General features: G+C 64.3%; 21 protein-coding genes. 3 read left to right on the top strand and 18 right to left on the bottom strand.

Annotation, left to right across the window (positions count from 1 at the left end):
* Nucleotides 1-105: 105 nt before the first annotated feature.
* Both AB7G19_RS29255 and AB7G19_RS29260 read right to left on the bottom strand, forming a co-directional pair.
* A complete protein-coding gene (locus AB7G19_RS29255) occupies nucleotides 106-1,533 on the bottom strand; it encodes a DUF1254 domain-containing protein (protein WP_441268636.1) in 1,428 nt (475 codons plus the stop codon).
* A 388-nt stretch (nucleotides 1,534-1,921) separates the two neighbouring features.
* Nucleotides 1,922-2,623, bottom strand: a complete 702-nt coding sequence (locus AB7G19_RS29260) for an alpha/beta fold hydrolase (protein ID WP_247308703.1) — start codon at nucleotides 2,621-2,623, stop codon at nucleotides 1,922-1,924.
* Between the two features lie 152 nt (nucleotides 2,624-2,775).
* Here AB7G19_RS29260 and AB7G19_RS29265 point away from each other — a divergent pair, with 152 nt between their 5' ends.
* On the top strand, nucleotides 2,776-3,729 hold the full coding sequence (locus AB7G19_RS29265; protein WP_441268637.1) for a LysR family transcriptional regulator: 954 nt from the start codon (nucleotides 2,776-2,778) through the stop codon (nucleotides 3,727-3,729).
* Nucleotides 3,730-4,025: 296 nt separating this feature from the next.
* Complete coding sequence (locus tag AB7G19_RS29270; protein WP_441268638.1) at nucleotides 4,026-5,102, top strand: acyltransferase family protein; 1,077 nt, start codon at nucleotides 4,026-4,028, stop codon at nucleotides 5,100-5,102.
* A gap of 18 nt (nucleotides 5,103-5,120) precedes the next feature.
* Here the strand turns inward: AB7G19_RS29270 and AB7G19_RS29275 are convergent, their stop codons facing one another.
* The 7 genes from AB7G19_RS29275 to AB7G19_RS29305 all read right to left on the bottom strand — a co-directional run bounded on the left by AB7G19_RS29275 (nucleotide 5,121) and on the right by AB7G19_RS29305 (nucleotide 13,936).
* Nucleotides 5,121-6,761 (bottom strand): amidase family protein, encoded by a 1,641-nt coding sequence (locus AB7G19_RS29275; protein ID WP_441268639.1) that lies wholly within the window; start codon nucleotides 6,759-6,761, stop codon nucleotides 5,121-5,123.
* A gap of 260 nt (nucleotides 6,762-7,021) precedes the next feature.
* Nucleotides 7,022-8,518 (bottom strand): ABC transporter substrate-binding protein, encoded by a 1,497-nt coding sequence (locus tag AB7G19_RS29280; RefSeq protein WP_441268640.1) that lies wholly within the window; start codon nucleotides 8,516-8,518, stop codon nucleotides 7,022-7,024.
* 54 nt (nucleotides 8,519-8,572) lie between these two features.
* Nucleotides 8,573-9,577 carry an ABC transporter ATP-binding protein gene (locus AB7G19_RS29285; RefSeq protein WP_441268641.1) on the bottom strand — a complete coding sequence of 335 codons (1,005 nt, stop codon included), beginning with the start codon at nucleotides 9,575-9,577 and terminating at the stop codon, nucleotides 8,573-8,575.
* Nucleotides 9,574-10,587, bottom strand: coding sequence for an ABC transporter ATP-binding protein (locus AB7G19_RS29290; protein ID WP_441268642.1), 1,014 nt, complete (start codon nucleotides 10,585-10,587; stop codon nucleotides 9,574-9,576). The genes AB7G19_RS29285 and AB7G19_RS29290 overlap by 4 nt, the downstream gene beginning before the upstream one ends.
* 2 nt (nucleotides 10,588-10,589) lie before the next feature.
* On the bottom strand, nucleotides 10,590-11,483 hold the full coding sequence (locus tag AB7G19_RS29295) for an ABC transporter permease (RefSeq protein ID WP_441268643.1): 894 nt from the start codon (nucleotides 11,481-11,483) through the stop codon (nucleotides 10,590-10,592).
* Nucleotides 11,480-12,430 (bottom strand): ABC transporter permease, encoded by a 951-nt coding sequence (locus AB7G19_RS29300; protein ID WP_071915489.1) that lies wholly within the window; start codon nucleotides 12,428-12,430, stop codon nucleotides 11,480-11,482. Before AB7G19_RS29300 ends, AB7G19_RS29295 begins: the two co-directional genes overlap by 4 nt.
* Nucleotides 12,431-12,514: 84 nt before the next feature.
* Nucleotides 12,515-13,936, bottom strand: a complete 1,422-nt coding sequence (locus tag AB7G19_RS29305; protein WP_441268644.1) for an amidase — start codon at nucleotides 13,934-13,936, stop codon at nucleotides 12,515-12,517.
* Nucleotides 13,937-14,070: 134 nt separating this feature from the next.
* On the opposite strand from AB7G19_RS29305, the gene AB7G19_RS29310 reads away from it, so the two are divergent.
* Nucleotides 14,071-14,958 carry a LysR family transcriptional regulator gene (locus AB7G19_RS29310; RefSeq protein WP_441268645.1) on the top strand — a complete coding sequence of 296 codons (888 nt, stop codon included), beginning with the start codon at nucleotides 14,071-14,073 and terminating at the stop codon, nucleotides 14,956-14,958.
* A 12-nt stretch (nucleotides 14,959-14,970) separates the two neighbouring features.
* On the opposite strand, the gene AB7G19_RS29315 is transcribed toward AB7G19_RS29310, so the two are convergent.
* From AB7G19_RS29315 to AB7G19_RS29355, 9 genes are all read right to left on the bottom strand, one after another.
* Nucleotides 14,971-15,906 (bottom strand): carbohydrate kinase family protein, encoded by a 936-nt coding sequence (locus tag AB7G19_RS29315; protein WP_441268646.1) that lies wholly within the window; start codon nucleotides 15,904-15,906, stop codon nucleotides 14,971-14,973.
* 5 nt (nucleotides 15,907-15,911) lie between these two features.
* The gene (locus AB7G19_RS29320; RefSeq protein WP_441268647.1) at nucleotides 15,912-17,558 is read right to left on the bottom strand and encodes an FGGY-family carbohydrate kinase; all 1,647 of its coding nucleotides are present in this window, start codon (nucleotides 17,556-17,558) and stop codon (nucleotides 15,912-15,914) included.
* 38 nt (nucleotides 17,559-17,596) lie between these two features.
* The gene (locus tag AB7G19_RS29325; RefSeq protein WP_441268648.1) at nucleotides 17,597-18,370 is read right to left on the bottom strand and encodes an SDR family NAD(P)-dependent oxidoreductase; all 774 of its coding nucleotides are present in this window, start codon (nucleotides 18,368-18,370) and stop codon (nucleotides 17,597-17,599) included.
* A 50-nt stretch (nucleotides 18,371-18,420) separates the two neighbouring features.
* Entirely contained in the window at nucleotides 18,421-19,428 is a 1,008-nt protein-coding gene (locus tag AB7G19_RS29330; RefSeq protein ID WP_014496587.1) for an ABC transporter ATP-binding protein, read from the bottom strand.
* A 15-nt stretch (nucleotides 19,429-19,443) separates the two neighbouring features.
* On the bottom strand, nucleotides 19,444-20,274 hold the full coding sequence (locus AB7G19_RS29335) for a carbohydrate ABC transporter permease (RefSeq protein ID WP_441268649.1): 831 nt from the start codon (nucleotides 20,272-20,274) through the stop codon (nucleotides 19,444-19,446).
* Between the two features lie 4 nt (nucleotides 20,275-20,278).
* Complete coding sequence (locus AB7G19_RS29340) at nucleotides 20,279-21,151, bottom strand: carbohydrate ABC transporter permease (protein ID WP_085399441.1); 873 nt, start codon at nucleotides 21,149-21,151, stop codon at nucleotides 20,279-20,281.
* Nucleotides 21,152-21,246: 95 nt separating this feature from the next.
* Nucleotides 21,247-22,500: an ABC transporter substrate-binding protein gene (locus AB7G19_RS29345; RefSeq protein WP_441268859.1), complete on the bottom strand. Its 1,254-nt coding sequence runs from the start codon at nucleotides 22,498-22,500 to the stop codon at nucleotides 21,247-21,249.
* Between the two features lie 349 nt (nucleotides 22,501-22,849).
* Nucleotides 22,850-23,800, bottom strand: a complete 951-nt coding sequence (locus AB7G19_RS29350) for a sugar-binding transcriptional regulator (RefSeq protein WP_441268650.1) — start codon at nucleotides 23,798-23,800, stop codon at nucleotides 22,850-22,852.
* Between the two features lie 6 nt (nucleotides 23,801-23,806).
* Nucleotides 23,807-24,469 carry an HAD family hydrolase gene (locus AB7G19_RS29355; protein ID WP_441268651.1) on the bottom strand — a complete coding sequence of 221 codons (663 nt, stop codon included), beginning with the start codon at nucleotides 24,467-24,469 and terminating at the stop codon, nucleotides 23,807-23,809.
* Nucleotides 24,470-24,513: the final 44 nt, after the last annotated feature.

Here is a 24,513-nt window from a genome sequence, read left to right on the forward strand (position 1 = left end):
CACGCCAGCTTGGGGTCACAAGCCGATATCAGCATCGAGCAACGCCACGTCTGCGAAGGGCCACAAGCGGACCTTGGCCAGCATCACTCGATCACCTCAGATTGCTTAGTTGGCTGCGCGCACAATGGCCGGTGGCTGCCATGAGCCCCCACCGGCCGGCAGGATCGAAGGCGCCGTTGTCTTCGGCCAATATAAACGCATCACGAGGTAGATTTCGTCATTCGGCGCCGGCAACCAATTGGATTCCTTGTCGACGCCGGGCGAATCTTTTTGGATATACAACGTGAGAGAGCCGTCGCCATTCTTCTTCATGTCCGGCAGCATCGGCGAGTTGATCAGGTAGCGGTTGATCGGATTCTCGATCAGCAATTGGCTCTTGCCATCATACATCGTCACCGACCAGAAAGCCTCTACCGGCGGGAATTGTCCGGCGGAAAAAGTGATTGTGTACTTGTGCTTGGAACCATCGAGCACCTCGCCATCAGCAAGCGCCTTCGTCATTGGATAGACGGCCTCGATTGCGTCGTTGCCATAAATGCCGCCCTTGGCTGCGGCAGCGCGCTTCAGCCAGTCGCCGCTGTAGAATTGCCGGTCTCCGAACAGCGATCCGATTTTCCAGCCATTTACGTCTTTCTGTCCACTAGCAAGATACTTTTCAACTTTCTCTTCGCCGTCCTTCATCCCCAGCCCGATTTCAATCTTGTGGGTCAGCGGAAGATCCTTGAAGTCGAAGGTCTTTCCGGGGCCGACGCCGATGCGCGTGAGCTTGGCGCGGATTTCCTTTTCCTCCGGCCCGGCCGGCGCAAATTGGAGAGCGAAGTCGAGATACTCGAAGAAGTTCTTCTTCACCAACTCCGCATTAGCCTTGGGAAAGTCGACGGCCGCTGCGGCGGGGGGCGCGGGCTGCTTGAGATAGGCCGACAGGGGCTGCACCTTATAGCCGGCCTGGACCTTCTCAACGTTCGGCATATCTGCCGGATGGAAGAGCTGGGTGCGGTAGGCGGCGGCGGAAAATTGTGTCGAGGAGTGAAACATCTTCTTGATGCCAGGCGGAGTGGCACCCTGCCAGTTCGGCCCAACCACCATATAATCTCCGGCCTCGCTTCCGGTCGCGCGGCTACCGATATATCCGTAATTGAACGTGTTGCCGTCGCAAAGCATCACTGAATAGTAGCGACTCTTGTCAACAGCCGGCACGGAAAGAACGATCGGCTCGGCGCGCAGATCGAGCCATAACAGCGAATAGGGCGTGTCGCTATTGGGAGTTATTACGGCCGTGTCTTTGTATGTATAGACACGCGCCTCGTTTTTGATCTGGTTGAACGGCGCCTTGAATTGCCCAGAGTTCCTGTCGACGGCATATTCGTACATGACGGCGTAGTTCATCACGATCGGCAGCCCGTAGATGAAGCCTTCCTCGGCGATGGCCTTGGCCTCGCGGATGTCAGGCCATTCCGCCTGCGACACACTTGGCGTCAGTGCGAATATCGAGCCCGTCAGAGCGGCGGCCAATACACTTGATCGAATGTTCATGTGAACCACCCACGCGCGAAAGGGCGCCAAATAGACACCCGGGAAGCTGGGTCATCATTTCACGAAATAGTCTCAGCGGACTACGGAAAAACGAACAGCTTGCATTTGTCAGGCCAAATCGCGCTGAACTACAATCGAAATCCGATTTCATGAGCATTTTCCAATACGTTGATGCTCATTCGTTCGGAAAATGTCCGCTTCGGGTCAAAAGCCGACACAGCGCCAATGCCCCAACACGCCAGCTCGGCGTCACAAGCCGAAATCAGCATCGAGCAACGCCACGTCAGCGAAGGGCCAAGAGCGGCCGTCGCACGCCAGCCCATGAATAAGAGAGGTCGCTTCGCGAACGACCTCTCCTTCGTGTCCGGCAATGTATGCTTATTTGCGATCAGCTTTTTTGAACGGCGGCCGCGGCTTTGCGTATCACATCGATCACCACATTTGGCTGGGAGAGCATCGGCACGTGGCTGCTCGCCACTTCGGTGACCGTCGCTCCCATGCGCTTCGACACCCAGCGTTGCAGATCCGGATGCACGGTATGGTCTTGCGTGGCCAGAATGTACCAGCTCGGCTTCGACCTCCACGCGATCTTGTCGGCGCTGAGTTTCTGTTGCTGGAACAGATTGTAGACGGGCGCATAATGGGTGGCCCAAACCAGCTTCTGGTCTTCCTCGGAGAGGTCTCCTGCGAAGAACTCGGTGCCGCTCGGAAGCATCCAGGCACGCCCATCGGCGACCTCGACGCGAGAGAAAATATCCGACGGATACTTGTCGAGCTGGTCCTGCACGGTCTCGCCGGCATCCGGAGCGACCGCTGCAATGTAGACGAGACCAACCACGCGTTCATCGGTGCCCGCGCCTGTGATGGTGGCGCCGCCATACGAATGGCCGACGAGAAGGACCGGGCTGCCAACACGATTGAGTGTGCGCTTCACCGTCGCCAGGTCCTCCTCGTAGGAGTCCAGGCCATATTGAACGGCGATCACTTCGTACCCGTCGGCCTGCAATGCTGGAATGACTTTGCTGAAACAGGAGCCATCGGCCCAAATGCCGTGACAGAAAACGATCGTTGGCTTGGTTTGCGCAGACATACTGCTTTTCCTTTTTGCACGAACTTCAGCGATGGAGGGCACTGGAAGACTAACTCGGTTGCCGGGGCCCCCATTGCGAAGGTCAGACTATTCGTTCATAAATGGCCGATTAGCCGTCTTTCGTTCGGTTCTTTCGCGATCAAAAGTCCTGAATGACAACGATTCTAGAAAGAACGGCCGGTCTGCTGGCCTTCGTGCGGACGGTTGACGCGGGTTCTTTCGCCGGCGCCGCGCGATCGATCGGCGCCAGCCCCTCAGCGGTATCGAAAAGCGTTTCGCGCCTCGAACAACGCCTCGGCGTGCGCTTGCTGCAGCGCTCAACGCGCACACTCAGCCCAACGTCCGAAGGCGCCGCTTACTACGAGCACATCGCTCCCCATCTGCGCGCGATAGAGGAAGCCGATGACATCGTGCAGGTTCCAGGAAACGTCCGTGGCCTGCTTCGGGTTACTGTGCCGAGTACATTTGGGCGCCCGTTGATTTCCGCATGGGCGGGCTCGTTCCTGGAGCGCTATCCGGACATCAAGCTTGATCTCAGCGTCACCGACCGCCGTGTCGATCTCATCCGCGAGGGTTTCGACCTCGCTGTCAGAATTGGCGAACTGGAAGACACAAACCTGATCGGTCGCTCGTTAGGTGTCCTGCAATATGTTCTGGGCGCATCGCCGGAATACCTTCAGCGACGAGGAATCCCGCAGTCGATCGACGATCTCACGCAGCATGCCTGCCTTCGCCATCTGCTTGGCGGCCGGCCGCAAGCATTTACTTTTGCGGACGGCACACGGGTCATCCCCAATGGCCCCTTCGACAGCGACGATGCCCAGTCTTTGATTGAGGCGGTCGTAAAAGGCGTTGGCATCACGCAGTTCATGCGCATCGCAATCGAGGACGAGCTCGCCGCCGGGCGATTGAATGTCGTGCTGCCGGGCATACCGATGTTCACCACACCGGTCTACGTCCTGCACGCATTCGGACGACAACTCCCCCTGCGAGCCCGCCTGTTCATCGATTTTCTTGTCGACGCCTTGGGAGTGTCCGCTACGGGCAAAAGCAGTCCTCAACCGACGTCGCTTGAATTGGCCAACGCTGCAGACCGGCAATCCTGATCCTCTCGGCCAGTGAAATCTAAAGCGCGGGCAAGCCGGGCGGCGGCTTGCGCGTGTTTGGAGGCCTGCTCACAGGCGTAGGCCAGACGCAGCAGCTTGCGCTCGCTCCAGGCACGGACTGCGAGAGTGACGCCAAAACACACGCCAATGTTGTGACTCTATTAATAGTTGTTGTGGCACGTACATTCCCGTAACGCAGGGAGTGGCTGCAAATGGCGCCGGGTTTCTGTTGGATGCCGTCACAATCGCCCAAGAGGAGCGAGGCTAGCGCCTGATCGCGTGCATCGATGGGCCTCTTGCGATTACTCCTGGCGCTGGCCGTTGTCGGCGACCACGTGCTGCCGCCATTCCCCTGGCTGCGTCTCACCACAGGGGTCATGGCGGTCGAAGTCTTCTTCGTCGTCTCCGGATTCTACATGCAGATGGTCCTGTCGCAGCGCTACGCGTCCGCAGGAACATTCTATCTCAGTCGAGCCGTTCGAATTTTCCCGACATACTGGCTCGTGGCTGCGCTTGCCTTCGCGCTCTGGCCCGTGAACGATTTCCACCAGATTGCCGGCCTGGGGTGGCAGCCCGCCATTCTCGTGTTCGCATCCAGCATCCTGATCTTTCTTCAGGACACATTACTGTTCCTCGGAGTGGATCGCGGCGAGCTGTTCGTTACCGCGAATTTCCACTCCACTACCCCTCTACTGTCCTCATACCTGGTTGTGCGTCCATCGTGGACGCTGGCATTGGAGCTGTATTTCTACCTGATGGCTCCGTTCCTGGCCCGGCTGAGCAGCTTCCGCCTGGGTGCGATCGCTCTCATACTCACCGGAGCGAGACTTGCAGCGTATAGCGCCGGATTGGATCACGATCCCTGGTACTATCGCTTCTTCCCGTTCGAGCTTCCCCTGTTTGTGCTCGGCATGCTCAGCTTCCGATTGTTTAACCAGATCGAAACGCTTCCGCTCTCGAAACCCAGGGCCGTGGCGCTCGTCGCAATCGCCGGCTTGATCGTGCTCGGACAGTATTTTGTTCTGAACGTGCCGGAACAGTACGGCTTCGTTGCGGCTGCAATGGCCGCGGCGGTCGTTCCGGTTGCCTTCGCAGCCTTCAAGGACGTCAGCATCGACCGATTTGTCGGCGATCTCTCATTTCCGATCTATCTCGTGCATTTTCCGATCATTCAGTTTCTGAGCAACAATTATGTTGTCGTAGTCGCGACAAGCCTGTTGGTGTCTTGTCTCATCGTCGTTGGTCTTGAGAGGCCACTGGATCGCCTTCGCCATCGCCTCGCCGGCGAAAATCGGGCCAAGAAGCAGCCCATACCAGCGATCACGGCCGAAGCGGCGTTTGAATTGGCCAACACAGCCGACCAGAAGCCCTGATACATCGCCCGGCGAAATCTAAAGCGCGGGCAAGCCGGGCGGCGGCTTGCGCATGTCGGTCGCCTGCTCATAGGCGTAGGCCAGGCGCAGCAGCTTGTGCTCGCTCCAGGCACGGCCTGCGAAGGTAACGCCGAGCGGATAGTCAGGCGTGTCCTTGTCGTCTGCTCCCGAAATGAAACCGCCCGGCACCATGACGCTGGGATAGCCCGCCTTCGCTGATATCACGCAGCCTGCGGCGCCGGGAAACAGCACCGCGTCGAGCTTGTGCTGGTTCATGTAGGCGTCCATGCCGCGCGTCTTGGCGGAGAGCAGGTCCATGGCCCGCGCCGATTTGTACTCGCGCTCGCTGAGATCGCCTCTGGTCAGGTTGGCGGCGAGGAACAGGTCCTGGCCGAACCGCAGCGCGGTCTCCGCATGAGCCTCGTTGAAGGCCACGATGTCGGCCATGGTCTTCATCTCTGTGTTCGTCGCCCAATCCCTGAGGTAGAGATTGAGGTCGCGCTTCAGCTCGTAGAGGAAGACGATCGGCGGCGTCGCCGGATTACCCCTATTGCGACTCAGGGGATTGCGGTTGAGCACATTCATGCTCGTACCGGGACCGCCGATCCAGCCAGGCGTTGGCATGTTGGCACGCACGATGACGGCGCCCAGATCTTCCAGCACCTTGATCGCGTCGGCCATCACCTTGGCCGACCTGGGCGGCAGCTTGCCGTAGTAGCGATCGTTCAGCGGATCGGCCGGGTCGCTCGGCACGCCGATGCGCGCGCCCTTCATCGCGTCGGTCGCGAGGTCGGCGGTGTAGTCGACCGGCCGCCGCTGCCGCTCGGTCGCGGGGTCGAGTGGGTCTTCGGCTGCCAGCACGTTCAATAGCATCGCCGCGTCGCGCACCGTGCGCGTCATCGGTCCTGCAGTGTCCTGGCTGTGCGAGATCGGCAGGATGCCGGCGCAGCTGACCAGCCCAACGGTTGGCTTCACGGTGACGAGGCCGTTTTGGCTGGCGGGATACAGCAGCGAGCCGGAGGTCTCGGTACCGATCGAGGCCGCGCACAGACCGGCGGCCACCGCGACCGCCGAACCCGCGCTCGATCCGCCCGGCTGCACGACCGGAATGCCGTGATCGCCCATCAGGCCCGGCGCGTAAGGGTTCTTCACCTGGCCGCCGAGCGACGAATAGCCCGCGGGCATGTCGGCCGCGAGAATGTTGGCGAACTCCGTCAGGTTCGCCTTGCCCAGGATCACCGCACCGGCCTTTCGCAGCAGCTTGATGATTGTGGCGTCTCTCCTGGCGCGCGCGCCCTCCAGCGCCAGCGAGCCCGCCGTCGTCGGCTGCTTGTCGCCGGTCGCGATGTTGTCCTTCACCAGGATCGGGATGCCCGCCAGCGGCCGCTTGGCCGACGGTTTGGTGCCGTCGAGCTTGCCCGCGATCCCAAGCGCGTCGGGATTGAGCGCGCGCACGGAGTTGAGCGCGGGCCCGTTGCTATCATAGGCCTCGATCCGCGCGAGGTAAGCTTTGGTCAGCGCCGTGGCAGTGACCTGCCCGCAGGCCAGCGCATGAGCGATATCGCTCATCGGCGCATTGTCGAGCTTCAGAGTGATCGGTGCTTCAGCGCTGACGGCAGCCGCGGCGATGCCGGCATCGCGGCGGGATGGCTTCTTCATGGCGTGCCTCGCCTGACGGCGCGTCCCGAACCATGACGCCGCGATGGTCGTATATTGCCGGTGTTTTGCCCGACGGGTCAACCGCATCGCGTGGCTCAGCAAGCCATCGCGCGGACCGTGCAAGCCATTGAAATATCTAACCCCGGCTACTGTGCATGGGGTTGTTTTTCAGGTTTTTGTTTTGGGCCGCCAAAAAGATTGACCTCTCCCCGATGGGGAGAGGTCAACGTTGCAGCAGGTTCGACTTGATCGAACGGCCCCTACTCCCAGGACCAGGTCGAGAAATCGTTCTCGTATTGCGGGACGTCCTTCCAGACGCCCTTCAGCTTCTTGTTGGTGATGGTGATGAGCTGCGGCTGGTACAGGAAGCCTGCGACCGCGTCGGTGGCCAGCATGCGCTGGGCATCGCCGAGCAGCTTTGCGCGGCCGGCCTCGTCAGGCGTCGACACGATCTGCTTGTAGAGCGCGTTGAAGGCCTCGTTGTTGTAGCCGAGATAGTAGTCCGGCTCGGTGATCTTGACGAGGTCGAACGGCTCGACATGGCTGACGATGGTGAGGTCGAAATTGTGCGGGCCGTTGCCGGCGAACACCTGCGACAGCCATTGCGCCCATTCGACATTCTCGATCTTGGCGATGATGCCGACCTTGGCGAGCTGCGCCGCCAGGATCTCGCCGCCCTGCCGCGCATAGGACGGCGGCGGCAGCTTCAGCGACAGTTCGAGCGGCGTGGTGACGCCGGCTTCAGCCAGCAGCTTCTTGGCCTTCTCGGGATCGTAGGGGTTGATGCCGGTGGTGTCGACGAAGCCGAGCGCGCCGGGCACGTAGAAGCTGCCGATCGGCGTGCCGAAACCATCAGCCGCGCCGTCGACCATCGCCTTGCGGTCGATCGCGGCGAGGATGGCACGGCGCACGCGGACGTCGTCGAGCGGCTTCTTGCGCTCGTTGATGCCGACGATGGTCTTGGCACGGGAGCCGCCGACCATGACGTTGAAGCGCGGATCAGCCTTGAACTGTCCGATGGCGCGCGCAGCCGCAACGCGCGGGAACGCATCGACGTCGCCCGAGAGCAGCGCCGCGGTCTGCGCCGCCGGATCGGAGATGAAGCGGATCGTCACCTTCGACAGCTTGATCGCGGCGGCGTTGCGATAGTCGGCCCATTTGGTCAGGGTGATCGAGGAGCCCTTGGCCCAGGCCCCGAGCTGATAGGGCCCGGTCCCGACCGGCTGCGTGCCGTTGGTGGCTGCACTCTTCGGCTCGACGATCGAACCGCTCGCCTGTCCGAGCAGGAACGGCAGGTTCGGCTCGGAATATTTCACCGTGATCACGACGGTGTCGGCGTCGGGCGCGTCGACCTTCTCGAAAGCCTGGAACAGGCTCTTGTCCTTGTTGGTGCTGGTCGCGATCGCGTTGCGCTCGAACGAGAACTTCACCGCCGCGGAATCGAAGGCCTCGCCGTTCTGGAATTTGACGCCCTTGCGCAGCTTGAACGTGTAGTTCTTCAGGTCGGGCGAGGCCGTCCAGCTCTCCGCCAGCAGCGGCGAGACCGAGCCGTCCTCGTTGATCTTGGTCAGCGTCTCATAGATGTTGTAGAGCGTGACTTCGGCGATCGCGGCCGCGGCGGCGATGGTGGGATCGAGCCCCGGCGGCTCCAGCGCCATCGCCATGACGACGCTGTCCTTCTTGCTCTGCGCCAGCACCGGCAGCGGTGCTGCGACAAGCGCGGCGGCAAATGCGACGATCGATAATTTCTTGAGCATGCGTAACTCCCCGGCCTTCTCTTGTCTTAGCCTACGCCAATTCCATGGGGGACACTAACCTTCCATGACCGCGTGCGGCAATGCCATCACCGCCTCCGCCTTGTGGCAGGCGGCGAGATGGGCATCGCCGACCTTGCGTAGCAAGGGCGGAACCTCGCGGCAATGCTGGTCGGCCAGCGGACAACGCGCGACATAGGGGCATCCGGCAGTAGTCGCCGATTGCGAGGCGATCGCCTGGGCCCCGCGCCGCCGCCGGCCGCCGCCGGCACGCGCCCGCGGCACGGCGTCCAGCAGCGCCCGCGTATAGGGATGGGCACAGCGCTCGAACAGGTCCTCCGGCCTGCCCTGCTCGACGATCCGGCCGAGATACATCACCGCGACCTCGTCGCAGAGATAGTCGACCACGGCGAGGTCGTGGCTGATCAGGATGTAGCTCAGGCCGAACTGCTCCTGGAGGTCCTGCATCAAATTGAGCACCTGCGCCTGCACGGAGACGTCGAGCGCGGAAACCGGCTCGTCGGCGACGATGAGCTTGGGCTGGGTGATCAGCGCGCGCGCGATCGCGATGCGCTGGCGCTGGCCGCCGGAAAATTCGTGCGGATATTTGTCCATGTCGGCATCGCGCAGGCCGACCTGCCGCAGCACCGCGGAGACGCGGGCGCGGAACGTGGTGCGGTCGGCATCTTCCAGCACGGTGAGCGGCTCGGCGACGATGCGCGCGATGGTCTGGCGCGGATCGAGCGACCCGTAAGGATCCTGGAACACCATCTGGAAATCGCGGCGCGCGCGGCGCAGCTCGTCGGCCGAGATGCGGTTGAGATCGCGCCCGAGCAGCGCGACCTGCCCCGACGTCGGTCGCTCCAGCGCCATCACCACCCGCGCGAAGGTCGACTTGCCCGAACCGGACTCGCCGACGACGCCGAGGCTCTTGCCGGCATCGACCCGCACGCTGACGCCGTTGAGCGCGCGCACCTGGCCCGGCGAACGGAACAGGCTTTCGCGCGGCAGCGTATAGCGCTGCTCGAGATTCTTGACGTCGAGAAGCGGCGCTGCGGTCATGCGGGCAGCGCTCCGACATTCGCGGCCATGGAGACATCGGTGCGCACACAGCGCACGCCGTGACCGGGACCGACTTCGACCATCGGCGGCGGCGCCAAGCGGCACTTGTCCTCGACCAGCGGACAGCGGTCGCCGAACGTGCAGCCGGCCGGCAAATCCGCAAGTTCGGGCACCGTCCCCGAGATCGTCGTCAGCCGTGTTCCCTTGCGCGCGCCGAGCTTCGGCCGGGCGCGGAAAAGGCCCTGCGTATAGGGATGGCCCATGCGGCGGAACACCTCGTCAGTCGGCCCGCTCTCGACGACCGTGCCGCCATACATCACCATCATGCGCTGCACGTTCTCGGCGATGACGCCGAGATCGTGCGAAATCAGGATCATCGACATGCCGCGCTCCTCGACGAGATCGGCGATCAGGTCGAGGATCTGGCCCTGGATGGTGACGTCGAGCGCCGTGGTCGGCTCGTCCGCGATCAGGAGGTCGGGCTCGCAGGCGAGCGCCATCGCGATGGTGACGCGCTGGCGCTGACCGCCGGAGAACTGATGCGGATAGGCGTCGATCCGCCTTGCGGGATCGGGCAATCCGACGCGGTCGAGCAAGGCGATCGCTTCCTTGCGCGCCTGCGCCGCCGAATATTTCTTGTGACGCCGCAGCGGCTCGGCAACCTGATGGCCGATCGTGTGCATCGGGTTGAGCGCTGTCATCGGCTCCTGGAAGATCATGCTGATGCGGTTACCGCGCAACCGGCAATAGTCCGCATCAGCAAGACCGGCGAGCTCGCTGCCATCGAGCTTGATACTGCCGGTCACGAGAGCACTGTCCGGCAAGAGGCCCATCAGCGACAGCGCCGTCACCGACTTTCCGCAGCCGGATTCGCCGACGAGACCCAGTGTCTCGCCGCGCTTGAGGGTGAAGCTGACACCGCGCACGGCCTGTGCCGGTCCGCGGCTGGTATTGAGGCGAACGCCGAGATTGGCGACCTCGATCAGCGGCAGGGTTGAGCGCTCCCCCATCGTCATCGCTCCCGCGCCAGTCGCGGATCGAGCAGATCGCGCAGTCCGTCGCCGAGCAGATTGAGCCCGAGCACAGCGATGGCGATCGCCGCGCCCGGATAGACCGCAAGCATCGGCGACTGGAACAGCAGCGTCTGTGCGTCGTTCAGCATCCGTCCCCAGGACGGCTGCGGCGGCTGCGTGCCGAGACCGAGATAGGACAGCGCGGCTTCGGCAAGGATCGCGAGCGCGAACTGGATGGTGACCTGCACGATCAAGATCGACAGGATGTTGGGCAGCACATGCTCGATGGTGATGCGGAATTTGCCCTTCCCCGAGGCGCGCGCGGCCAACACGAATTCGCGCGCCCAGATCGCGTTGGCCGAGCCGCGCGTCAGCCGGGTCAGCGTCGGGATCTGGAAGATTCCGATCGCGATGATCGAGGTCACCATGCCCGGCCCGACGACGGCGGCGAGCATGATCGCGGAGAGCACCGCCGGAAAGGCGAAGGTGAAATCGGAGAAGCGCATGATGATCTCTTCGGTCCAGCCGCGCTTGGCCGAAGCGATCAGGCCGAGGCAAACGCCGAAGGTGAGACCGATGCTCACGGCGATGATGCCGACCAGAATGGTCGAGCGCGCGCCCGCGAGCAGCAGCGAGACGATGTCGCGGCCGAAGGAATCGGTGCCGAGCCAGTGCGCAGCCGACGGCGGCCGGAGCTTCGAGGCGATGTCGATCTCATAGGGCGACCACGGCGTCCACACCAGCGACAGCAGCGCCGAGGCGAGCACCAGCAGGCTCAGCGCGCCGCCCAGCACAAAGCTGCGGTGACGCAGCGCGCGGGCCCAGAAGGTGCGGGCCGGCAGCGGACGCGTTGCGATCGGGGCGTCGACCGAAGTGGCCAGGGGCGCGCTCACAAATCGTGGACCTTGATGCGGGGATCGATGAAGGCGTAGAGCACATCGACCACGAAATTCACGATGACGACCATGGCCGCAAGCAGCATCACGCAATTGCGCACCACGATCAGGTCGCGGTTGGCGATCGACTGGAAGATCAGGCGGCCGAGGCCCGGCAGGTAGAACACGTTCTCGATCACGATGGTGCCGGCGAGCAGATTGGCGAATTGCAGCCCCATCACCGTCATCACAGGGATCATGGCGTTGCGCAGCACGTGGCTCCACAGCACCTCGCGCTTGCCGAGACCCTTCGCGCGCGCCGTGCGGACGAAATCTTCGCGCAGCACTTCGAGCACGGCCGAGCGCGTGACGCGCGCGAGGATCGCGGCCTGCACCACGGCGAGCGAGATCGCCGGCAGCAGCAGCGACTTGATGCCGAGCCAGATGCCGTCCTCCCAGCCGGGAAAGCCGCCTGCGGAGAGCCATTGCAGCCGCACCGAGAACAGCAGGACCAGGAGGATCGCGAACCAGAAATTCGGCAGCGCGATGCCCACTTGCGTCAACGACATCACGCCGACGTCGCCGAGCTTGTTGTGGTTGGCCGCGGTGTAGATGCCAGCCGAGAGCGCCAGCGTCACCGTGATCAGCATCGACATGATCGCGAGCGGAACGGTCAGCACCAGCCGCTCCGCGATCAGGCTTGCGACCGGCGTGCCATAAACATAGCTGTTGCCGAGATCGCCGACGAGGAGGCCCTTGATCCATTGCAGATAGCGAACCGCCAGCGGCTGGTCGAGCCCGAGCTTGACGGTGAGCGCGCGCACCGCGTCGGCCGAGGCATCGGCGCCCATCAGCATCTGCGCGGCGTTGCCCGGAAGAGCATCCAGCACCAGGAAAATGATCACGGATGCGCCGACCAGCGTCGCCAGCAAGGTCAACAGACGTCGAAGAAAGAATACGCTCATGCGCGCTCGGCTTCAGGGCTCATCCGCCGCACGATCAACATGTCCGGGCGCCGGAGGCAAGTCCTTTGCGGCATGTGCCTCACCTCAGCCGGGCCGGCGGGACAGAAGATCGTGCGAGGCCTCGAACAGCGCACTCACCCGCAGCAATTCGGCATCGGCACGGAAGCGCCCGACGAGCTGAAGCCCGATCGGCAGCCCGTCGCGGCCGAAGCCGCTGGGAAGACTGATCGCGGGGTGCCCGGTCATGTTGAACGGCATGGTCCACGGGAACCAGTGCGGCCGGACGCTGTCGAAGTGCTTGCCGTCGATCTCGATGGTGCCGAACAGGTCCTGGTCGATCGGCAGTGCGGTGCGGGTAAGGGTCGGCATCGCCAAAAGATGCCCGCGCGCAAGCAGGGATTGCACGCGGCGGAACAGCGCGGTACGCGCGAACATCGCCTCCTGATAGGCGACGCCGCTGACATTGGTCGCAAGCGCGACCTGCTTGACGAAGGCTTCGCTGAGGACATTGCCGTGCTCGGCCACCAGCTTGGCGAAACGCGTGCGCCAGACGGTGTGGTTGATGGCGCGCCAGATCGGCTCGATGTCAAACCCCTCGCCGGAGAACTCCTCGAGCTCGGCACCGAGACCGGCCAGCCGGTCGAGGCTCGCCTTGAAGCTGGCCGCGACATCTGACGACACCGGGCGGCCGGGCGGCGACGCACAGAACAAGATCCTTTGCCCGCGCAGATCGCCGCGCGGCGCGGCGGTGCCGATGAAATCGGGCACGGGCACGCCGATCGACCAGGGATCGCAGGAGTCCTCACCGGCCATCGCCTGCATCATCAGCGCGGTGTCGGCGACCGTGCGCGTGGTCGGCGTGACATAGGTCTGGTTGCCGAAGGCGTCGAGCGCCTGGCTGTGCGCGATCACGCCGTTGCTCTGCTTCAGCCCGACCACGCCGTTGCAGGCGGCGGGAATTCGCGTCGAGCCACCGCCGTCGGTCGCAATCGCGAGGGGCGCGATGCCGCTCGCCACCGCCACGGCCGCGCCGCCGCTGGAGCCGCCGGAGGACCGCTCTGCACTCCAGGCGTTGCGGGTGCGACCGAACAAGGGCGAGTCGGTCAGGCATTTGCTGCCGAACTCGGGCGTCGTGGTCTTGCCGATCAGGATCGCACCTTCCGCGCGGAGCTTTGCGACCGCAACGGCATCCTCGCTCGGCACGTTGTCTTTGTAGGGAACGGCGCCGAACGTGGTCTTGACGCCGCCAGTGTTGACGATGTCCTTGACGGTGACGGGAAGGCCATGCAGCAGGCCGAGCGGCTCGCCCGCCATCACCTTGCGCTCGGCCGCACGCGCCTGCGCCATCGCCTCGTCGCCGCAGAGCGTGATGAAACAGTTCAGCTCGGGCTGAAGCGCCTCGGCGCGCGCGAGCACGGCGCGGGTGATCTCGACGGGCGAAATCTTCTTCGTGGCAACGAGGCCGCGCAGCTCGGTTGCGGACAACAGGCAGGGATCGCCGTTCATCGTCAAATCATCGCTCCGAAGCCGGCCCTCGTTGGCCCAAGCATTGACAAGGCATTGACAGCGAGAATGACACTTCTGTTAACTCAGCGTCCAATACCATTTTGATGGTCAACCCATACGTTTTCGGTATGCCAATGGATCTTCACCGGCTTCGCTATTTCGTCGCCGTGGCCGAGGCGCGCAGCGTCGGCAAGGCCGCCGAACGGCTGCGGATGGCGCAGCCGCCGCTGTCGGTCCAGATCCGGAAGTTGGAGGCCGAGGTTGGCGCGCCGCTGTTCCGCCGCGGCACGCGCGGCATGGACCTGACCGAAGCGGGCCAGGCCCTGCTGGTACGCGCCGGCGAGGCGCCGGCGCTCGCGGCCGACGGCGTCGAAGCCGCGCGCGCGGTCGCCGCCGGCAGCCGCGGGCGGATTTCGGTCGGATACATGTTCGTGCTCGCGAACGCCATGCTGCCGCGCCTGATCCCCGAGCTGCGGCGATCCATTCCCGGCGTCGACCTCGACTTCGCCGAGCTCAGCGCCTCGACGCGCGAGGCGCGGCTGCTCGACCGCAGCGTCACCGTCGCGCTGTGCATGCCGGCGATCCACCATCCCGAGATCCAGGTGGCGCGGATTGGCGCGCAGCCGTTCATGCTGGCGATGCCGAAGCGTTCGCCGCTTGCGCGCCTGAGCGCAGTGCCGATGGCGCGACTCCAGGGCCGCCCGCTGATCGCGCTGCCGCCGCCGGAGCAAGACCCCGCCTCCTCCGCGGTCGCAGCCTTGCTGCGGCGGCATCAGATCGTGATGCCGATCGCGAGCCGGGTGGAGACGGTGCATTCGGCGATGAGCCTCGTTCTCGCCGGCGAGGGGCTTGCGATCCTGCCGGCCTGCGCGAAGCTCGGCGCGCCGCAGGGCATCGTGTTCAGGCCGCTGCGGGATGCCGCCGACTCCATCGATATCGCCGTGTGCTGGCGGCGGGATTCGCAGAGCCCGCTGATCCGCACCTTCCTCAAATGCGCCGAGAAGGTCGTGGCACGGCTGTGATGCGCAGCCGCGCTAGACGCTCCACGTAACCTCATGGCTCCACGGCGGATCGGCGCCCGGGCGCGTGCAAGTGAGGCCGGCGCATTTGGCGGCAAAGGACAGCGCGCGGCGAAGCTCGTCCGCGCCGATGCCTTTCAGCTGCTGCCGGCTGATGCGGCCCTGCTTGTGCAGGGCGAACAGGAGCGCAGCCTGAAAACTGTCGCCGGCGCCGATGGTGTCGGCGATCTCGACCTTCGGCGCCTGAACTTCGACCTGCCCTGCGCTCGCGTGCCAAGCAATGGCCCCGTTGTTGCCGCGGGTGATGACGACGAGGCTCGTGCCCTGCCTCAACAGCATCTTCGCGCGCTGCTCGTGGGGCTCCTCGCCGAAGAGATACGCGAAATCGACATCCGACATCTTGATGAGATCGGCTTGGCCTGCGAACTCGGCCATGCGCGCGAGATAGGCCGGCTTGTTCTTGACCAGATTGGGGCGGCAGTTCGGATCGAAGGAGATCGTCGACGACGCGCGCGCGTCCGCGATCAGGGCTTTCGTCTCGGCGGCGCCCTGGTCGTTCACCAGCGTGGTCGAGCCGACATGAACGGCCTCGATATTCGCGAACGGAATTGTGCCGCGCCGGTAGGTCCAGTTTCGTGTCGCGGTCTCCGCGTCATAGAACGCATAGTGAGACTCGCCCGCGACGATGCGCACGAAGGCGAGCGTGGTTTGGTGATCGCTGCGGGTGGCGAGACCCAACTCGACGTGAGAGGCTGTGGCGTGGTCGGCGATCATGCGCCCGAACATGTCGTTCGAGACGCCGCCGATAAAACCGGTGGGCGCGCCCAGCCGCGCCATGCCGATCGCGACATTGAGGCAGGAGCCGCCGACCGCAGGCATCACCGCCTCGCGCCCCTCGGTGTTTCGCGTCGGAACGAAATCGATCAGCGCATCGCCGCAGGCAATCAACATCCGCTTCAACCTCCGGCACCCTCGCGCATCGCTTCACGGCTGCGGCGATCGACCTCGCGCAGCAGCTTGTAGACCTCGCGCTTGCGGGCATGAAACGCGGCCATGCCGGCCGCGGTCGGCTCGCTCTTCCGTCCCAGCGCCGACATCTTGGCCATGGTCTCGCCGATCGAGGCATAGGCACCGCCGGCCACCGCGCCGAGCATCGCGGCGCCCAGCAGCACGGGTTCTTTCGTTTGCGGCAGCGCGACGGTGAGACCGGTGGTATCCGCCATGATCTGCCGCACCAGCGGGCTGCGGCTCGCGCCGCCGCCCATGATCATGATGCTGGAATGGACGCCATGCGCGGCAAAGGCCTCGATCACCTCGGCGAGGCCATAAGCCAGACCGCAGAGGCCGGCGACGAACAGCCGCTCCATCGCACCAACGTCGCTGTCGAGATCGAGGCCCGCGATCACCGCGCGGGTGTCGGGGTCGGCGTAGGGCGAGCGGTTGCCGATGAATTCGGGAAGCACATGGACGTCGCGGGCGAGCAGCGCGGCACGGCTGGCGTCACCGGCGCGCGCGATGATGCGCCGCTCGAGGTACTCGATGAGGTCGACGCCCTCGCTCCGCGCCGCCGCGCTCGCCTCGGCATGGCCGGGATGCGACTTGAGGAGATGGTCGATCGCCGCGCCCGCAGCCGACTGGCCGCCTTCGTTGAGCCAGAAGTCAGGTACCATGCCGGAATAATAAGGGCCCCATACGCCGGGCACGAAGCACGGCTCCTTCGTCGTCGCCATGATGCAGGCCGACGTTCCCATGATGTAGGCGAGACGGTCGCTGACATCGCTCGTTCCGGCCGATCCGTCGCGTCCGCCGATCGCGCCGATGCCGCCGGCATGGGCATCGATCAGCGAGGCGCCGACCGGCGTGCCCGGCGACAGGCCGAGCTCCGCAGCCGCAGTTCGGGTGAGGCCTTCGCCGAGCCGCGTGCCGGGCGCGACGATATCGGTGCCGATGCGGGCGTACGTCTCGCTGACGAAATCGGAGAGGCCAATGCGCTTGAAGAACGGCGCGCTCCAGCCGCCGCCGTCGTGTGCGAGGTAGTTCCATTTGCAGGTGACCGTGCAGGTCGAGCGCTGCAGCGAGCCGGTCGCGCGCCAGGTCAGATAATCTGCCAGATCGAAGAAATGACCGGCGGCATCGAAGCTCGCGCGCATGTGCCGCTTCAGCCACAGCAGCTTCGGCATCTCCATCTCGGGCGAGATCGAGCCGCCGACATAGCGCAGCACCGCGTCCCCGGTCTCGTTGATCAGCCGTGCCTCGGCCGTGGCACGATGGTCCATCCAGACGATGACATTGCGCTGGCGGTCGCCGGAGGCGCTGACGGTGACCGGCTCGCCTTGCCGATCGAGGACGACCAGCGAACAGGTGGCGTCGAAACCGATGCCGCCGACGCTGTCGGGCGCGATGGCAGCCTCCGCCATCGCGGCCCGCACCGACTTTACGCAGGCGTCCCAGATGTCGGACGACGATTGCTCGACGATGTCGCCGGCCTCCTGCCAGATCCGGATCGGATGCCTGGCGGTGGCAAGGAGGGTGCCGGCCTCGTCAAACACCCCTGCCCGCGTGCTCGTGGTCCCCACGTCGACGCCGATATATGCTCGCGGCATTGTCGCTCCCGGTCGCTCTCGTCAGTTTTGACGCAAGCCTACCAGCAAGTGTAGCCGCCATCCACCAGCACGATGCTGCCGGTCATCAGGCTCGCGGCCTCCGAGGCCAGGAACAGCACGACGGAGGCGATCTCCTCGACCTGCCCCATCCGCGCCATCGGGGTTCCGCCGATCCAGGCGTCATACATTTTCGGGGTGCTTTTCACGAAAGCATTGAGCGGCGTGTCGATATAGGTCGGCGCCACCGCGTTGACGCGGACGCCGCGCGCGCCCCATTCGGCGGCCAGCGACTTGGTCAAATGGTGCACGCCGGCCTTGGAGGCGTTGTAGAAGCACTGCTCCTGCGGCTTGTTGACGATGAAGCCCGACATCGAGCCGACATTGACGATGGCGCCGCTCTTGGCCTTCAGCATGTGCTTGCCGAATTCGCGGCAGCACCAGAAGGTGCCGTTGAGATTGACGTCGATGACGTTGAGCCAGTGCTCGTCGGTGACGGTCTCGGCCGGCGTCTCGCTGCGGGCGATGCCGGCATTGTTGACGAGGATGTCGACCTTGCCGTGGCGGGCGACGAGGTCGGCCGCGACCTCCGCCACGCGCTTCGTGTCGGTGACATCCATGATCGCCGTCTCGACGTCAAAACCCTTCGCCTTCAGGGTGGCCTTCGCGCTGTCAGCAACCTTGCTGTCGCGATCGCCGATGATGACCTTCGCGCCGGCTTCGGCCAGCGCTTCCGCACAGGCGAGGCCAATGCCTTGCCCGCCGCCGGTGATGAACGCGGTCTTGCCGTTCAGCTTGAATTTTTCGAGGTACATGGTGGTTTTTCCGTTTCTTGCCGTCTCTTGCCGTCTCTTGCCGTTTCTTGTCAGCCCCGAAGCGCGTTGCCGCTCTCGTCGAAGCGATGGATGCGCGCGGGATCCGGCACCAGCGACACGCGGTCGCCGGCATGCAGGCTCAATTCGCCGATGTAACGCGCCGTCAGCATGCCGAGCGGTCCGGCATCGACATAAAGGAAGGTGTCGCTGCCCAGATGCTCGGCGACCGCGATCGTTCCCTGCCAGCCGCCGGCGCCGTCGCGCTCGATCTTGAGATGCTCCGGCCGCACGCCGATCGTCGCCGCGCCCTTCTGCAAGGCGTGCTCGCCAGTGACGAAGTTCATCTTCGGCGAGCCGATGAAGCCAGCGACGAAGAGATTGGCGGGCCGCTCATAGAGCTCCAGCGGCGAGCCATATTGCTCGATCTTGCCGCCATTGAGCACGACGATCTTGTCCGCCATGGTCATGGCCTCGACCTGATCGTGGGTGACGTAGATCGCGGTGGTACCGAGCTGCTTCTGGAGCCGCGTGACTTCTATCCGCATCTGCACGCGCAAGGCCGCATCCAGGTTGGACAGCGGCTCGTCGAACAGGAACGCCTTGGGCTCGCGGACGATGGCGCGGCCGATCGCGACGCGCTGGCGCTGGCCGCCGGAGAGCTCGCGCGGCTTGCGGTCGAGATAGGGCGTCAGGTTCAGCGTCGCCGCCGCCGCCTCGACCTTGCGGTTGGTCTCGTCCTTGGAAAGACCGGCCATCTTGAGGCCGAAGCCGATGTTGCCGCGCACGCTCATGTGCGGATAGAGCGCATAGGACTGAAACACCATCGACAGCCCGCGCTTGGCCGGCGGCGTGTCGACGACGTTCTTGCCGTCGATCAGGATCTTGCCGCCTGAGACGTCCTCGAGCCCGGCGATCAGCCGCAGCAGCGTGGTCTTGCCGCAGCCTGAGGGACCGACGAACACCACGAAGGAGCCGTCGGCGATGTCGAGGTCGGCGCCCTTGATGATGTGCACGGGGCCGAACGATTTCTGCACGTCCTGAAGTGTGATCTGACCCATGATCCGCCGGCCCCTTTACTTCACCGCGCCGAAGGTGAGCCCGCGTACGAGCTGCTTCTGGCTGAACCAACCGAGGACGAGAATGGGCGCGATCGCCAGCGTCGAGGCCGCCGACAGTTTTGCCCAGAACAGCCCTTCCGGGCTCGAATAGGAGGCGATGAACGTGGTGAGCGGCGCGGCGTTCGAGGTCGTCAGGTTGAGCGTCCAGAACGCCTCGTTCCAGGCCAGGATCAGATTGAGCAGCATGGTCGAGGCGAGGCCCGGGATCGCCATCGGCGTCAGCACATAGACGAGCTCGCGGCCGATGGTGGCGCCGTCCATGCGCGCGGCTTCGAGGATGTCGCGCGGGATCTCCTTGAAATAGGTGAAGAGCATCCAGATCACGATCGGCAAATTTCCGAGGCACAGGATGAAGACGAGGCCGATGCGGGAATCGAGCAGGCCGAAGGTCTTGAAGATGAGATAGATCGGCACCAGCACGCCGACCGGCGGCATCATCTTGGTCGAGAGCATCCAGAGCAGGATGTCCTTGGTGCGCTTGGTCGGCGCGAACGCCATCGACCAGGCCGCGGGGATTGCGATCAGCAGCGCGATCAAGGTCGAGCCGCCGGCGATGATGATCGAGTTCATCGCGTGGTGGAAATAATCGCTGCGCTCCTGCACGGTCGCGTAGTTTTCCGTGGTCCAGTGGAAGAACAGGAAGGACGGTGGAATGGCGAAGGCCTCTAACTCGGTCTTGAAGCTCGCCAGCACCATCCACAGGATCGGGAAGAAGATCAGGAAGCCGAAGAACCACGCTCCGATCGTCGAGACCACCACCCGCTGCGTCGTCGCCATCCGCGCCATGCTCTCATGCCTCCAGGTTGCGGCCGACGATGCGGACGAGGAAGAAAGCGACAACGTTGGCGATCACGACCGCAACGAGGCCGCCTGCGGAGGCGCTGCCGACGTCGAACTGGATCAGCGCCTGCGAATAGATCAGGAAGGCGATGTTGGTGGTTTGCAGGCCCGGTCCGCCACCGGTGGTGACGAAGATCTCCGCGAACACCGTGAGCAGGAAGATAGTCTCGATCAGGATCACCACGGTGATGGGACGCGCCAGGTGCGGCAGCGTGATGTAGATGAAGGCGGAGACCGCGCTGGCGCCGTCCATCTCGGCGGCCTCCTTCTGCTCCTCGTCGAGCGATTGCAGCGCGGTCAGCAAAATGAGCGTCGCGAAGGGCAGCCATTGCCAGGCGACGATCAGGATCACCGCGAACAGCGGCGCGTCGGTGAACCAGTCGATCGGTGTCAATCCGACCAGCTTGGCGAGCCAGGCGAACAGGCCGGAGACCGGGTGCATCAACAGGTTCTTCCAGACCAGCGCGCTCACGGTCGGCATCACGAAGAACGGCGCGATCACCATCAGCCGCACGATGTTGCGGCCGATCACGGGCTGATCCATCAGCAGCGCCAGGGGGATGCCGAGCAGGATCGTCAGCGCCAGCACCGAGCCGACCAGCACCAGCGTGTTCTGGAGCGAGGCGAGGAAGGCGGGATCGGTGAGGAAGTAGCGGAAATTCTCCAGCCCGACGAACGCCTCGGAGCCGGGATCGAGCAGGCTGTAATGCAGGGTCGAGAAATAGATCGTCAGCGCCAGCGGAACGATCATCCAGATGAACAGCAGCCCGACCGCAGGCGTCAGGAGCGAGCGCGCAAGAAACTGCGTCTGCCGGGTTGCCATCCTTGGCGTCTCCGCTGGGAGGAAGAAGGCGGCCATCCATTCGGGGCTGGCTGGTGGATGGCCGCCAGTTTGAGCTCAGGAGGGAGAGCTCGGGTTCACTTGATGTAGCCGGCGCGCTTCATCTCGCGCTCGGTGGCGGACTGCGCCGCGGCAAGCGCGGCATCGACCGTCATCGATCCCGCGAGCGCGGCGGAGAATTGCTGGCCCACCTGCGTGCCGATGCCCTGGAATTCGGGGATCGCCGCGTATTGCACGCCGACGTAAGGCACCGGCTTCACGGTGGGCTTGTTCGGGTCGGCAGCATCAATCGAGGCCAGCGTCAGCTTCGCGAACGGCGCGACTTTCAGATAGTCCTCGTTCTGGTAGAGCGAGGTGCGCGTGCCCGGCGGCACGTTGGCCCAACCGTCTTTCGACGCCACGAGCTTGGTGTAATCCTTGCTGGTGGCCCAGGCGATGAACTTTTCGGCGGCTTCCGTCTTCTTGGAGCCGGCGGGGATCGCGAGGCTCCAGGCCCACAGCCAGTTGGCGTTCTTGCCGAGCCCAGTGTTCGGCGCCAGCGCAAAGCCGACCTTGTCGGCGACCTTGGACTCCTTCGGATTGGTGACGAAGGACGCCGCGACCGTGGCATCGATCCACATCGCGCACTTGCCGGCGTTGAACAGCGCCAGATTCTCGTTGAAGCCGTTCGAGCTCGCGCCGGGCGGGCCGGCTTCCTTCATCAGATTGACGTAGGTCGTGAGCGTCGTCTTCCATTCCGGCGTGTTGAACTGCGGCTCCCACTTCTCGTCGAACCAGCGCGCGCCGTAGGAATTGGCCATGGCCGACAGGAACGCCATGTTCTCGCCCCACCCGGCCTTGCCGCGGAGACAGATGCCGTAGGTGCCGGCGCTCTTGTCCGTGAGCTTCTTGGCGGCGTCGATGACGAAATCCCAGGTCGGCTTTTCCGGCATCTTCAGGCCGGCCTTCTCGAACAGGTCGGTGCGATACATCACCATCGAGCTCTCGCCATAAAACGGCGCGGCGTAGAGCTTGCCGTCGACTGAGACCGCGTCCCTGATCTTCGGCAGCAGGTCGGCGACGTCGTAATCGGCGCCGAGATTGGCAAGCGGCACCAGCCAGCCCTTCTTGGCCCAGATCGGCACCTCGTAAGTGCCGATGGTGAGGACGTCGAACTGGCCGCCCTTGGTGGCGATGTCGGTGGTGACGCGCTGGCGCAGCACGTTCTCCTCCAGCGTCACCCATTTGACGGTGATGTCTGGATTTTTCTTGGTGAATTCGCTGGTCAGCCCCTGCATGCGGATCATGTCGCCGTTGTTGACGGTGGCGATGGTCAGGGTCGTTTCGGCCATCACAGGGACGGCCAGCAACAGGCAAGACGCGCCGCAGACGGCGCCGAGGACGTGTTTCACGGTGACCTCCCTAGGATCGCGCTTCTGAGCATATGCCCACGCGTTGGGCGTATGTTCGGACGAGGTGCAGCGCTTGTCAAGCAGGCGCGCGGACGTTCCCGCAACTTATGAGTGCTGCGGTGCGGGAGGGGATGAAGATGTTGCCTCGCCCACGGCTGTCATGCCCCGCGAAAGCGGGGCATCCAGTACGCCGTGTCGTGGGTTGGTTTCGCACCGGATAGGCCGCGGCGTACTGGATCATCCGCTTTCGCGGATGATGACATTGGCGCAAGTGGCTGTAGCGCCCGCCCTACCGCTCCAAGATCGCCCTTGCCGTCGCCTCGTCCGTGATCAGGCCGTTGATCAGGTGCCCGTTCAGCGCGGCCGCGATCGCCGGCACCTTGGCCGCACCGACCGCGGCACCGATCGTGGTGGTCTTGGCCGGCACCTCCGGCGGAATGCTGGTGAGGCGCTTGTTGGTGCCGGCCTTGAGCAGGCGGCCCTTGGAATCATAGGCCCAGCCAGTGATTTCGCCGATCGCCCCCTGCCGCATCATTTCGAACAATTCGTCGCGGGTGACGAAGCCGTCGATGTGGATTTGCGCCTTCTGGTCCATCTGACCGATGCCGACGAGGCGCAAGTCAGCCTTGGCCGCGACCGCCTTAACCTTCGCGATCGGCTCGATCCGCACCATCTTGTTGCGCTCGTCTTCCGACGACATCAGGAACGGCAGCGGCATCGGATAGTGCCGCGCGCCGGTGCGGTCGGCGAGCCGGCCGACGGTGTCGTAGAAGCTCGCCGAGCCGTCGGCGGAGATGTTGCCGACCAGCGAGACGATCTGGTGATTGGGCCGGTCGATCGGCGTGACGCGCTCGACGGCGGCGCGCACCGCCCTCCCCGTGCCGAGCGCGACGATGACGGGCGTTTCCGAACGCAACGTCGAATCCAGCAGATTGGCGCAGCGCTCGGCGATGCCCGCCGTGGCCTGCGGCGCGGCAGGATCGGCCGGCACCACCTCGCAATGGCTGAGGTCGAAGCGCTCCTTCAGGCGTGCCGCCAGTTCCATGCAGGCGGCGATGGGATGTTCAAGACGGAAGGTGATGAGACGCTCGGCGAGGCACAGCGAGACCAGTCGCTGCGCGGAGGCCCGCGAGACCTGGAGCATCTTGGCGATCTCGTCCTGGGTGTGACCGGCAATGAAATAGAGCCAGCCGGCACGCGCGGCATCGTCGAGCCTGGACTTTTCGTTCTCGACGGCCATGGCGGCCTATGCCTCCCAGAAATCGCTCATGTGCGCGAAGACCCGATCGGCCCCGGCGCCGGACAATATAGCCTGGCCGTCGCGCCCGCGATAATGGCCGCCGCCGACAAATCCCCAGACGGTCATGCCGGCAGCCTTCGCGGCCAGCACGCCACTGACGCTGTCCTCGATCACCAGTGTGCGCGCAGGGAGCGCGCCCATTTTCTCCGCCGCGTGGAGAAAGAGATCCGGCGCGGGCTTGCCGTGCGTGACCATCTGCGCCGTGTAGATCCGGTCGCCGAAATGGGGCGCGAGACCGGTCACCCTCAGCGACAGCGCGACGCGGTCGAGATCACTCGACGAGGCCACGCAACTCGGCACGCGCAGTCCGGACAGGACGGTATCCGCATCGGGAATCGGATGGAGCGCCTTCTCGAAGGCGGTCAGTACGCGCGACTTCAGCCGGACGGGAAAATCGGCCGGCACCGCCTGGCCGAGTTCGCGATAGTGCTGCGTGACCGCGCTCGTGCTTCGTCCGAGAAACAGCTCGAGCGCCTGCGCGAGTGTCAGCGATATCCCAAATCCGGACAGCTCGTCCGCCAGGCACTGGCAGCTCAAGAGCTCGCTGTCGACGAGCACGCCGTCGCAGTCGAAGATGACGAGATCGGGCCTTTGCCGGCTTCGGTCCATCCGGCCATTCGATCATATACCCATGCTTTGAGCAATAGTTCGCC

Origin of the sequence: Bradyrhizobium sp. 215_C5_N1_1, assembly GCF_052075935.1 — a bacterium.
GTDB lineage: Bacteria > Pseudomonadota > Alphaproteobacteria > Rhizobiales > Xanthobacteraceae > Bradyrhizobium > Bradyrhizobium barranii.